Raw genomic sequence first — 13,156 nt, forward strand, 5'->3', positions numbered from 1 at the left:
ATAAAGGAAAACCCTACAAGGATTCTTATTATGAAAGAGAGATATCTTCTCTTACACTTGACTATTTTACTGTTTTTATCGACCAATTCACCTCATCGAGCACTTCAACGAATAAGCTGCGAGAAAGAAGCAAAAGAAGGATACGAGAAGAGTTTTAAGCATAACAGGAAACAGAAATGACAGGTAAGTTTTTTTTCCTGGTATCTGTATTACTAACCCTGACAAATGCCGATAACAGTATTATCCCCTTCTACAAAGAAGCCCTCAAAACACTCTCTTATCAAAATATATATATCCTGCAGCAAAAGTCCAGAACATTAAGTATAGAGGCAAAAAAGAAACAACAGTATCTCAATCTTGATACAGGGATCATGTACGGTTCAACCAGTGCAAAGCTTTTGAACCATCACTTCAACAATACAGATATAGGTATAACAGATACTATTGATCTTTTTGGGAAAAGTGTAGAAGAGATTCGCCTGATACAGCTTCAGATGAAAGAGGACAGACTCCTGTTACAGGTGCAAAAAGAGAAACTATTTCTCTCCCTGCTCAGCATGATCACTGCCTACAGAGCCAGTGAAGAAAAACTGCATATCTACAGAAAGCTCTATCAGACACAATATACTCTGCTTAATGCTGTAAGATCTGCTGTCAAAGCAGGTGATATGAGTATGATTGAACTTACCAGACTGGAAAATACTATCGCTTTGGCAAAATCCCAAATGGATCAGGAGAAAGAAACTGTGACTGTCATGAAAGAACAACTGAAACTTTTCAGCCCCCATCATACTATACCCCGGCCTGTTTCTTCCACACTCCATAGCAGTCTCCATCGTTTTATTGCCAATAGCCCGCAACTCAAGCTCAATGATAACCGGGCAAAGCAGAGCTTACAAAAAATAAAGCGCCTTGAACAGAGCTGGATACCTGATGCCGTCATCAGTGCCAATCAGCAATTTAACGATGACCCTACCGCCTATGGTAACAACTATACTTTGAGTATGGGGCTAAATATGCACTTTGACGGAAGTATATCTTCTATTGTAGAGAAGCAAAAAGTCGAAGCACTGAAAATAAAGAGTCAGAAAAAATCTTTGGAGATAGAGAGAAAAATACAGTATATAACATGGAAAAACCAATATGAAACAGCCAAAAAGTCATTTACTTCACTCTCAAAAACCCTCAAAGAAGCCAATATTACATTAAAAAATATGCGGACTGCCTACCTTAAACACTATATTGACCTCAATACTTATCTGCAGACCATCGAAGGAAGCCTTGCTGTTCATGAGGCACAGATAAATGCCAAATACAAAATGATACGTAATGCTCTGATTTTAAATACGCTTTCGAATGGAGTTATTTATGAGTAGGCATTTTTTTTTGATCTTGAGTTTTTTACTGCTTTTTAGCTCTTCTCTTTTCTCTTTCTTTGAGGATAATGGTAAAGAGATAGCAAAAACACTTCAGTATCCCAAACAGAAACATTATGTGAAGGTAAGTGTCATCAATCCGAAACTTGCAAATATACCTATAAGTCAAACCGTAACCGGTATTACAGAGCTACATCGGAAGATCACGGTCAACACACTATCAGAAGGTATTCTGCATGTAAAAAGTTTTAATGGGCAATTGATTAAAAAAGATGATATTATCGCAACTGTCAGTAACGCCCAACGAAAGAATACCATTACCATGCTAAAGTCAAATATCGGGCTTTTACACAAACAGGTTTTGGCTCAAAAAAGTAAATTTAAAAGTGCTAAAGAGATGATGCAACTCGGTATCCTCTCAAAAAACCGGCTTTTGGATCAACAAAATCTTTTGGAGGAAACAAACATTGCCCTCAATAAGGCAAAAAGAGAACTGGGTAAACTGGAACTTCAAGAGAGTTCTTCCCTTGTAAAAGCACCGGTAGATGGATATGTTGACTCCCTGATTCCGGACGGAAGTTATGTTGCCTATGGACAAACTCTTTGCAGGATCATAGATACCCATGTACAAATACGGCTTTTTGTCCCACCTTTGTTTGCAAAAGAGCTCTATATCGGTCAAAAAGTAAAACTAAAAGAGCAAGGAAGTGTAACTGATGCCAAAATTGTAGCCATACTGCCTCAAAGCAGTGACAATCTGCTGAATGTCATAGCTCTTCCTTCACAAACTCTACCGATTGGGATGCATATAGAAGCCCAGATACAAACGGCTCAGACCAGAGGCTGGATTGTTCCCAAAGATGCTGTTGTCATAGTACAAAACCATCCGGCAGTATATATCATAAAAAAGAACAAAGCTACACTTCACTTTATTACTGTAGAAAAAGATATGATAGACAAAGTTCTGCTCACAGATCATCTGCAGGCAGAAGACCATATTGTTTTTAAAAATGCCTATATGCTTCATGACGGAGCCATCGTAGAGGTTCTGAAATGAAAGATCAGAAAGGTTTTTTTCTCTATGTTCTAAAAAATAAATTAGCAATTTTTATCGTTGTTTTTTTACTGGCTGCTGTCGGATATAAACTATCGTTTTCTATTCCAAAAGGTGTTTTTCCAAATGTCTTTTTTCCCCGTATTGAGGTAAGTATTGAGAATGGCTATGCACCTATAGAACAGATGCTTTTTTCCATAACGAAACCTAGTGAAGAGGCTCTTAAAACTGTACAGGATGTAGAAAAGATAGTCTCTTCTACCTCTATTGGCTCTACAGACATCAGTCTCTATTTCAACTGGAATGTAGACCCCTATTTGGCATACCAACTCGTTCAGGCACGTATAGCAGATATCAAAAATCAAATCCCTGCCTCCGCTTCCATCACCATTCGTCAGGCTACTCCGAGTATATATCCTGTCTCTATCTATGCTATTGGTTCCAACTCCTTGTCTCGCGCAAAACTTACAGAGAAGCTTTACTATGAACTTAAACCTGTACTTCTTTCCATTCCCGGAGTATACGATATAGAGATAAAAGCACCGGCATGGAGTGAATATAAGCTACTGCTCAATGCCAAAAAAGTAAGAGCTTACGGGTTGGATCTACAGAAGATCATCAACCAGCTCAAAGCCCAGAATATGATCAGGTTTATGGGGCTTATAGAAGACTACCATAAACAGTATGTTCTTTCTCTCTACCAAAAAAGTGAAGATGCTTCAAAGTTATTGGATATTGATATCGCACTGCCAGATAATAAGTCCGTAAAGATAGGGGATATCGCGTTACTCATAGAAAGGGAAAATCCTGTCAAAGCCACAAGTGCTGCTACAGGATTTAAAAATGCTGTTGTTTTCAACCTCTTAAGACAACCCAATGCCAATGCCATCGATGTCGCAAAAAAGTTTAATGAAAAATTAAAGGAACTGGCACCTGCACTTCAAAAAGAAAATATCCAAATCGTTAACTACTATGACGGTACCGATTTTATCAAAGAAGCAGTCAACAGCGTAAGGGATGCTATCATTCTCGGTGGCATTATCGCTGTTTTGGTAATATTTTTCTTTTTGAGGCAAGTAACACTTTCACTGATCTCTTTACTTGTCATTCCTGTTACATTTCTTATTACCATGGTAGGTATGAAGCTTGGAGGTATTGATTTCAATATCTTTTCACTTGGAGGTATGGCTGCGGCACTTGGCGGTTTGATAGATCAGATGATCATCGTAATTGAAAACATTGAAAGACACTTTAAAAAAGGGGTTTCCAAACAAGAAGCCGTGATCCGAGGTGCCAGAGAGATCTTGCCTATCATGGCAACAGCAACACTGCTTGCTACATTGATATTTGTACCCCTTTTAATGGTAAGCGGTGTCGTAGGACTCTTTTTTAAGCAGCTGGCTTTTGTACTGGTAATCACCTATGTGATTTCTCAGATAATCGCTGTTTTCCTTACACCTATCATTGCCTTTGTAGCACTTCCGAATGAACCAAAAAAAAGAAAAGATTTTATGGAGCCTATAGTAGAGAAATACAAACGCTTTTTGACAAAGATGATGAACCATGCCTGGATATCTTTACCTATCTTACTCTCTGCCTTTGCTTTGAGTTTTTTTCTTTACAAAACCATTCCTTCTACTTTTCTGCCTAAATGGGATGAAGGAAATATCGTTGTAGATATAGTCCTGCCTCCTGGAACTTCACTGAAACAGAGCAGAGATGAGTTTATGTCCGTAGGCAGGATCCTTGATAATACTCCTGAAGTCAAAGGATGGACACTCCGTATCGGAACCTCTTTAGGGCAAGTCTCTACACAATCCAATCAGGGAGACTTTTTAGTTACACTCAAAAAGAAACGAAGCAGAAGTGCTTTTGAAGTAATCGAAAAGCTACGTCACGAGATAGAGACAGCTGTACCAAACATGGAAGAACTTGGACTTTCCCAGGTCCTTGAGGACAGACTTGGAGACATTATGGGTGCAGATGCACCTATATCGATACATCTTTTTGGCCCCAACCCTGATGATCTGATACAACACGGGTATCGTCTTAAAAAGATGCTTAAATCTATCAAAGATATAGAAGAAGTCAATGTCCTTACTTCGTATGCTTCACCTGCCATCAATGTACGACTTAAAAATAATGCCTATGCATTATATGGTATTGATGAACAGACGCTGTCCACACAGATTAGAACTATGTATTATGGCAGTGTGGTAGCATCTGTAGCACAGGGGGAAAAACTTATAGATATTCGTCTCTTTATGGAACGCCCAAGGGTTGATCCTATTGACTATCTTAAAAAAGAGTTATCTGTTTTTTCACCCAAACTCAATAAAAACATACCGTTAAGTTATGTTGCTACAATCACCTATAAAAGCAAAGTAGCTGAGATTACACACTACAACCTCTCTCCTGTCTGTATCCTTGGGATTAGATTTTCAGGCAATAATATGTCCGCTGTAGTCAGTCACATCAAAGACACCCTTGTTTCAGCCAAACTGCCAAACAATATTACCGCAGATATCAGCGGTTTCTATAAAGAGCAACAGCAATCGTTTAAAGAGATGGGATATGTTATTTTATTTGCTGTTATCATTATTTTCACCGGTTTGCTTTTTAATTTCAGCTCCATTCGTATTTCATTTTCCATACTTATAGCACTTTTAATGACATTGACAGGCGTTTTCCTTGCACTGAAACTTACCGGAAAACCTCTGGATATTACTGCATTTATGGGTATGCTCATAGTACTTAGTATTGTAATCAACAATAATGTACTGATTTATGATTTCTATCATATGAACGTAACCGGTAATAGCAATGAGAAAAAACGCATAGTCGATGCCATTGCTGTGAGAATGCGTCCTGTCCTGATGACCATGTTTTCAAATGCCTTTGCCCTGCTGCCTATCGCATTGGCAATAGGCAGCGGTACACAGATCATTCAGGATATGGCAATCGCGATCATGGGTGGACTCTTTTTTGCTATTGGCGTAAATCTGTTTGTAATACCGTTGTTTTTTTATTGGCTATACAAATTACAGGACAAAAGCTTGATAGCCTCCAAAAAATAAAAATAGACAGTTTTGATTCTTTTCAGATCGTCTATTCTGTAATAGGTACAGCCAGTGGAGGAAAAACATATATTATTGAGCAACAATATACTCTTTTTCCTTACAGCTTATCTCAACTTCTCTCTTAGCAGATTATGCTTGTAGAGATAACTTGCGCTCTGATAGTAGGTAACCGTGTCCTTGACATCTGCCTCTGACGGTTTTTCTTCTGTATATTCCACACGGTAGAGTGTCTGCTTCTTTACCTTATAGTTTTGTACACTTTTATCCGGAGAGAGCACTGTAAGTGTATTGTTTCTGAAAAGGCCGAGTTTTTGATAGTTCCCTATGAATGCTCTCTCCTGATGGTCTTCTTTCAAGATATCATCTCCATAGAATTTAGCTTCATAACTCTGACCAATGATCCCCAAAAGTGTAGGCACAATATCTACCTGTGAGGCAAGTTTACTGACAACCTTTGGCTCGATAAGTTTTGGTGCATAAATGAAAAGGGGTATTCTGTAACGCCAGACCGGCAAAGCAGTTTTTCCTGCACTTCCGCCGTTATGGTCTGCAACAATCACAAAGAGCGTGTTGTCAAACCACGGTTTTTTGGAAGCTTCTTTAAGAAATTTGTCGATGGCGTAATCTGTATATTTCACCCCGCCGTTGCGTCCTGTATGGGAAGGAATATCGATCTTGCCATCCGGATAAGTGTAGGGTCTGTGGTTGGAGGTGGTCATGACAAAACTGAAGAAGGGTTTCTCTTTCGCATAAGATTTATCAGCCTCTTTGCTGACCTTGTTTAAGAGATCTTCATCACAAACACCCCACACATTGGAAAATGTCACTTCGTCATCTTTAAAATCAAACCTGTCCACCACTTCAAATCCGTTGTTGGAAAAAAAGTAGTTCATATTGTCGAAATATCCATGACCGGCATAGATGAATTTACTCTCATAGCCTAATTTCCCGAACACGAAACCTGCCGAGTTCATGTTCTGGCAGTCAGGTCTTTTCACAATGCTTCTGCCGGGTGTCGGGGGTAGAGAAAGCGTGACCGCTTCCATACCTCTGACCGTTCTTGTACCTGTCGCATAGAGATTGTTGAAAAAGAGAGATCTTTTTGCCAGTTCATCCAGATGAGGGGTCAATCCGCGCTTGTCACCGAATACTCCCATATATTCTGCACTGAGACTCTCCACCATGATCAATACAATATTATACCGGTGTGCCGGTCCGTCATTTTTGACCACTCTGGTAATATCATGAATATCATTCGTCTTAAAAGTTGTACTCTCCCTCTTCAAAAGCATACGCAGTCTTTTAAAGACACTGGTTTCATCAAGTGTTTTATAAAACTCATCATACTCCAGCTCATTATGTCTGAAGGCACTGAAAAGAGAATAAAAACCGTTCTTTGCCAACTCCTGATCGAACTTGTTGGGGCAATTCTCAGTCAGGGTCTGCTTATCCAGAAATATAAAGAAGAGCAGAGGCAAGGCAAGATAGATACTTCCGATCTTCAACCGTTTTGAAAACGGCATGTCACAGTTGAACGCGTCACAGTGAAACGTAGTCTTTTTATGATTGTAGAAAAAAATGAAACCCGTAATTACCAGTATGATCCCCACAAGAAGAGGTATAGGGTAGGACTCAAGGATGTTATGTACCACTTCATGCGTGTAGACCAGGTAATCAACAGCAATAAAATTGAAGCGTTTTCCAAACTCTTCCCAGAAAAAGTACTCACTGAAACCGTTAAATACCACCGAATAGATCACCGCAAAATAGATCAGAAGGCTGACGATCTTGTGTATGACCGAGTTGAATATCTTTCTTGGAATAAGAATAAGATAGATGATAAACGGTATCAGGTAATACGATACCGCTACAAAGTCATAGAACATTCCGATGAAAAAGACCTTCAGCAATTCAATGATACCCGTATCGGCCTGATCATATGTCATTACCAGCAAAACAATCCTTGTGATAAAGCTCACAACGATGAAAATACCGATAAAATTGGTAGCGAATTTAAATCTTCCTGTATTCATTTAGAGGGTGTCCTTAGTTATTTGCCCCATTATATATTTTGAAAATGAAAATATGCTGAATGGGCCATCATGTCACTATCCCCGGCAAAGAGTGGATGCATCTAAGGCTCTACCGCTGTATACTTCGTCTCAACCTCATCCTTACAAAAAGTCACCTTTGATCGACAGAATACCCTTTTGGATCATTCGTGCCATAAACGATGATATATTATTGTCTTGGGTAGGCGCGATCGTATTGAGCAGTGCAAAATCTTCTGTCATTGTATTAAGGAAGTTTGTAGTGAAACAACCTTTTTGAAACTCTTCATTGCCAAGAACAGCTTTGTGCAGTGCAATATTCGTTTTTATCCCATCAATGTAGTACTCATCCAGCGCCCTCTGTGCTTTTTTTATTACACCTTCCCAATCCAATGCCCATACAATCAGCTTGGCAACCATTGAGTCATAGTGCGGCGGTATCGTATAACCGCTGTAAATACCACTGTCAAGTCTTACACCTGGACCACCAGGGGTCAAATACTCACCTATCGTACCAAAAGAGGGCATAAACTCTTTTTGCGGATCTTCGGCATTAATACGGAACTCGATCGCATACCCTCTGAAAGATATCTCCTCCTGCAGAAACTGCAGCTTATCACCCTCTGCAATCTGTATCATCCGCTGAATCAAGTCTACTCCTGTAGTGATCTCCGTTACCGGATGCTCCACCTGTATACGTGTGTTCATCTCAATGAAATAGATCTCATCATCCTCATCTACGAGAAACTCTATGGTTCCAACACTCTCATACCCAAGCTTGTAGATCGCTTTTTGTGCTATACGGAAAAGCTCTTTGCGTGTCTCCTGGTTGAGACGGGGAGAAGGAGAGATCTCGATCACCTTCTGATGCCGTCTCTGGATAGAGCAGTCCCTCTCTCCAAGATGTACGACATTGCCATATTTGTCAGCAATGATCTGCACTTCGATATGTCTAGGATTCCTGATATATTTTTCGACGAACAGATCACCGTTGCCAAAATACTTTTCCGCTTCAGCTCTGGCATTCTCGAATGCAGAGGCAAACCCCTCTTCACTCTCTACGATACGCATCCCTCTCCCACCGCCTCCATAGGCAGCTTTAATAATAACAGGATAGCCTATTCGTTGTGCAACCTCCATAGCCTCCTGAACATCATATACCGGTGTGGTCGTACCCTCTATCACCGGTACACCGATCTCCTTCATCTTCTCTTTGGAAGCGATCTTGTCACCAAAGAGTGCAATATGCTCCGCTTTTGGACCGACAAAGGTCAGACCGTTCTTCTCACATGCTTTTGCAAACTCGGCATTTTCAGAGAGAAAGCCGTAACCCGGGTGTACAGCATCACATCTATGCTGTTTTGCAACTACAATGATATTCTCATAATCAAGATATACCTGTACAGGATGTCCTTTCATTTCTATGGACTGATCAGCTTTTTTAACCCATACCCCATCCTTGTCTGCCTCCGAATGTACTACGACACTTATAATGCCAAGTTCCTTACACGCACGTATCAATCTCAGTGCGATCTCTCCGCGATTTGCGATCAAAAGTTTATGAATTTTCTTTTTCATGTTCGGTGCTCCTTTTTTAGTACCGCCATTATAAAACAGTTACCAAGATAGTTCTACACCTTTTTTGACTTATAAATTATCCTTTTTTGTAAAAAAAATTATCTAAAACAGATATAATTACTATCATGAAGAAAGAAACCTACTGGAAAAATGTCCGTATCGCCAACGATCTGATGTTTTACATCTACACCCATATCGATACACAGATCAATCTTGACGAGATTGCAAAGAATTTTCATATAGACAAATACTATCTTCACAAGATATTTAAAAGTATCTTTGGCAGAAACATCTATGAAAGTATTAAATCGATCCGTTTGCAAAAGGCCTCCAATCTTCTTTTGACCAACCGTCACTCAACCATATCACAAATTGCCAATGCCTGCGGATACAGTTCGCAAACTTCATTTATAAGAGCCTTCAAAGCACGTTTCGGCATGACACCCAAAGCGTGGCGGAACGGTGGTTACCTAAACTACTCCGATGCACTGCTCTCCTTACCAAACGACCAGAATGCACCGGATACACTCTCTGTCAGCGAACCGACCATTATCAAACGGGATCCTATGGAGGGTTATTATCTCAGAGATAACGGCTATGGAGAGCACATCAAATACTCCTGGCAAAAACTTCAGACACTCATCTATACACTTGATCTAAAAGAGTACAAGCTCATCTCACTGTTCCATGACAACCCTGCAATCACACAACTTGCCTCATGCCAGCATGTCTCAGCGATCAGTTTTAATGATGACGGTCTTACCGTCAATCTGCCTAAATTCAAAATCGCAGGAGGTGTCTATGCATGCTTTAACGTTAGCGGGAAAAGAGAGGATCTTCTGAAATTCATTCGCTGGGTCTACCATACCTGGCTTCCCAAAAGCGGTTATGAGACAACCACGAAGCCTCCCTATGCAATCTACTGTAAAAACCATCACCTTGACAGATACGGAAGATTTGAAATGGATTTTTATCTCTCAATAACCTTATAGATGGGAATTTCTCCAAAGCGATCCTGATCGGAAAAACATCCCTGCCCGAACAAGGTACCCAAAAGAAGCAAAAAAAAGAGTAGCCCGGCATATCTGATACTCTGCCCGATTGAGCGGAGTTTATGATGGACAAAGCAAAATGGAAATCTATTTCATCCTCATTTCATTTTCATCGTTTATGCTTTGAATATGGCAGAATATCACAAAAGAAACAGAGTACTTCACTGTACAGATATTGTAAAAACATTCAGTTCCGGAGAGACAGAGGTCAAAGCACTGCAAAGTGTAAATCTTGATGTCTACCAGGGTGAACTGCTAATGCTGGTAGGACCCTCCGGGTGCGGCAAAACTACATTTGTATCGGTCATTACCGCTCTGCTTGGGTTTGACAGCGGCAGATGTATTGTTCTTGGATACGACCTGTCCACAATGAGTGATCAAAAAAAAACCGCTTGGAGAGGCAGGGAGATCGGCTTTGTATTTCAGGCCTTCAATCTTATTCCCGCATTGAGTGCAGCTGAAAATACAGCCCTGCCCCTTACAATTTCCGGAATCAATAAAACAACAGCCATTTCCCGTGCAAAAGAGATGTTAAAAGCTGTAGGTCTGGAATCAAAAAAGTATGTTCTGCCAGGTAACCTGAGTGGTGGACAACAGCAACGGGTTGCCATTGCCAGAGCATTGGTGCATAGACCAAAACTCGTGATCTGTGATGAACCTACAAGCAGTCTCGATCACGAATCAGGGCAGATGGTTATGGAGCTTTTAAAAAAATTGACCAAAGAGCACGGTGTAACCATGATCGTAGTCACTCATGACAATCGCATTTATCGATACGCGGACAGGATAGCGCATATGGAAGACGGGAGGATCATAAAAGTGGAAGAGAACAGATGAAAAAGTTTTATATTTTGATGACCGTTTCAATCATCGGTCTTGCTCTTGGAATCACGGCAGTTGGATACGGAGACAGGATAATATCATCAAAAACCGTGCCTATCCCTTCTGTAAAACTGCCTTTTAAATCATTTATAGCAGGAACAGGGATCGTAGAAGCAGAGAGTAAAAATATTACCGTTGGCTCTCCTGTTTCCGGTCTCATTCAGAAAGTCTATGTGCAAAGCGGAGACAAGATACAGAAGGGAACACTTCTTTTTGAAATAGACGATACGCTTCTTCAAAGCAGAATAATGGTTTCCAAAGCCGAAATAAAAGCTGCCAGGGCAAAGCTGACACGTATAAAACACCACTTCGAACTGATAGAAAACTTCAAAAAAGTCTCTCCTCAAATGGTTACGAAAGAGCAATACATACAGGCACAGGACCGCTACAAAGAGGCACAAGAGATGTTTGAAATCTCAAAAGTGAAACTATCCGCCTTGCAGGAACAATTAAAACGCTATAAGATCTACAGTCCTATAGATGGCACAGTATTAAGGTCTAAGATCAGCAAGGGAGACTTTTTTGACAACCGAAGCAACGCACTTATTATCGGTAGCGATAATGTGAATGTACGCGTTAGCATCAATGAATATGATATTTCAAAGTTCAAACCGGGTACAAAAGCAGTGGCATATATGCGGGGCAACCATAAAGAGAAGATCGAATTAAGCTATAGATATACGATCCCTTACGTTATGCCCAAAACCAACTTGACAGGGAGAAGTACAGAGCGTACCGATACACGTGTGCTTCAAGTCGTCTACGCTGTAAAAAGAGCAACAACCTTCCCTCTTTATGTGGGGGAACAACTGGATATCTTTATCCAAACCCCCAGGCAGGGAAACTAAAACATGTTTGAAGTAGCGGTCAAAATGCTGATGCATGACAGAACCAAATTTCTTGGACTTTTTACAGGTATTGGCTTTACTGCATTTTTAGTGACATTTGCCATGGCATATTTTGCAGGATTTATGACAAGAGGTTTTGCACTGGTGAGTGAAAATCCCTCTGGCAATGTCTGGGTAATGGACCCTGCTGTCAACTCAACAGAAGCAACGATCAACATGAGTGATGCGTCTCTGGGACTTGTTCGCAGTGTCAAAGGGGTAAACTATGCTGTCCCTTTCTATATAAGTAACGTAACAGCCAGGTTTCCAAATGGACATTTTCAGTCATTTCAGATGATCGGTGTAGATGACGCTACATTGAGCGGTACCCCAGAACCGGAAAACGGCTTAAATGCTGCCCTTCTGCATATGCCAGACAGCATCATTGTCGACAGTGGCGGAAGCAGTGGCAAGCTTCAGACACCACTGCATCAAAAAGATATATGGCCGTATGACGGGGCACACCTTGATGCACCTACACGAAAACTAAGATATGGAGACGAGTTGCTCATAAATGACAAAAGGGTGGTAATAAGAGGTCTCTCCTCAACTATTCCAAGATTTCCGCCAAGACCATTGATCTATACAACACAGTCAAACTTCAAGCGACTCAATCCCGGAGAAAACAGGTACATCACTTTTATTATGGTAAAGGGAGAAAAAAATATTTCAGCCAGTACTTTAGCCGATAATATCTCTAGGCAGACAGGACTAAAGGCCATTACCAGTGATGCATTCAAAAGAGAGACCGTCCTGTGGTTTCTTGTTAACTCCGAAGATGTAGGCGATATGATCAACATGATTATCCTTGCAATGCTTGTAGGTTTTGGAGTCACCGGTGTCATGCTCTATATGTTCACCTATGAAAATCTCAGACAATATGCTGTTCTAAAAGCGATGGGAGCATCCAGTAAGCAATTGGTGACTATGGTGTTCACACAGGCTTTTATAGGTGTAATAATCGGAAGCGGTACAGGTATAGGAGTATCTGCTTTATTAGGTGGGAGTGCAGCCAGTGCAGATTTTCCGTTTCGCATGATGTGGTTTGCCCCTTTGCTTGGCTTTTTGGGCGTTCTGATCGTAAGTATTACTGCAGCTTTTATCAGTGTAAGAGCGATTCTGCACATGGAACCGGGTATTGTATTTTCCCAAAGATAATAGATCACTATTAGCCTGTATCTTTGGAATACTTGTCT

General features: G+C 40.6%; 9 protein-coding genes. 7 read left to right on the forward strand and 2 right to left on the reverse strand.

The genetic code is table 11. The annotated features are described in order from the left end of the window. The first annotated feature begins 176 nt into the window (after positions 1 to 176). From IMZ28_RS07400 to IMZ28_RS07410, 3 genes are read left to right on the forward strand one after another with little or no spacing between them, the layout of a single operon-like run. Positions 177 to 1,376: a TolC family protein gene (locus IMZ28_RS07400; protein ID WP_197547947.1), complete on the forward strand. Its 1,200-nt coding sequence runs from the start codon at positions 177 to 179 to the stop codon at positions 1,374 to 1,376. Then, on the forward strand, positions 1,369 to 2,433 hold the full coding sequence (locus IMZ28_RS07405; RefSeq protein ID WP_197547948.1) for an efflux RND transporter periplasmic adaptor subunit: 1,065 nt from the start codon (positions 1,369 to 1,371) through the stop codon (positions 2,431 to 2,433). Before IMZ28_RS07400 ends, IMZ28_RS07405 begins: the two co-directional genes overlap by 8 nt. After that, a complete protein-coding gene (locus IMZ28_RS07410) occupies positions 2,430 to 5,507 on the forward strand; it encodes an efflux RND transporter permease subunit (RefSeq protein ID WP_197547949.1) in 3,078 nt (1,025 codons plus the stop codon). Before IMZ28_RS07405 ends, IMZ28_RS07410 begins: the two co-directional genes overlap by 4 nt. A 107-nt stretch (positions 5,508 to 5,614) precedes the next feature. On the opposite strand, the gene IMZ28_RS07415 is transcribed toward IMZ28_RS07410, so the two are convergent. Together IMZ28_RS07415 and accC are read right to left on the reverse strand one after the other, a co-directional pair. After that, complete coding sequence (locus tag IMZ28_RS07415; RefSeq protein WP_197547950.1) at positions 5,615 to 7,543, reverse strand: LTA synthase family protein; 1,929 nt, start codon at positions 7,541 to 7,543, stop codon at positions 5,615 to 5,617. A 141-nt stretch (positions 7,544 to 7,684) separates the two neighbouring features. Beyond that, positions 7,685 to 9,139 (reverse strand): acetyl-CoA carboxylase biotin carboxylase subunit, encoded by a 1,455-nt coding sequence (accC, locus tag IMZ28_RS07420; RefSeq protein ID WP_197547951.1) that lies wholly within the window; start codon positions 9,137 to 9,139, stop codon positions 7,685 to 7,687. A gap of 125 nt (positions 9,140 to 9,264) precedes the next feature. Between accC and IMZ28_RS07425 the strand changes: the two genes are divergently transcribed. The 4 genes from IMZ28_RS07425 (at position 9,265) to IMZ28_RS07440 (ending at position 13,118) form a co-directional block, all read left to right on the forward strand. Further along, positions 9,265 to 10,131 carry an AraC family transcriptional regulator gene (locus IMZ28_RS07425; protein WP_197547952.1) on the forward strand — a complete coding sequence of 289 codons (867 nt, stop codon included), beginning with the start codon at positions 9,265 to 9,267 and terminating at the stop codon, positions 10,129 to 10,131. A gap of 189 nt (positions 10,132 to 10,320) precedes the next feature. Beyond that, positions 10,321 to 11,028, forward strand: coding sequence for an ABC transporter ATP-binding protein (locus IMZ28_RS07430; protein WP_197547953.1), 708 nt, complete (start codon positions 10,321 to 10,323; stop codon positions 11,026 to 11,028). After that, positions 11,025 to 11,921: an efflux RND transporter periplasmic adaptor subunit gene (locus IMZ28_RS07435; protein ID WP_197547954.1), complete on the forward strand. Its 897-nt coding sequence runs from the start codon at positions 11,025 to 11,027 to the stop codon at positions 11,919 to 11,921. Before IMZ28_RS07430 ends, IMZ28_RS07435 begins: the two co-directional genes overlap by 4 nt. A gap of 3 nt (positions 11,922 to 11,924) precedes the next feature. After that, on the forward strand, positions 11,925 to 13,118 hold the full coding sequence (locus IMZ28_RS07440; RefSeq protein ID WP_197547955.1) for an ABC transporter permease: 1,194 nt from the start codon (positions 11,925 to 11,927) through the stop codon (positions 13,116 to 13,118). The last annotated feature ends 38 nt before the right edge of the window (positions 13,119 to 13,156 follow it).

This window comes from Sulfurovum indicum (genome assembly GCF_014931715.1).
GTDB classification, from domain to species: domain Bacteria; phylum Campylobacterota; class Campylobacteria; order Campylobacterales; family Sulfurovaceae; genus Sulfurovum; species Sulfurovum indicum.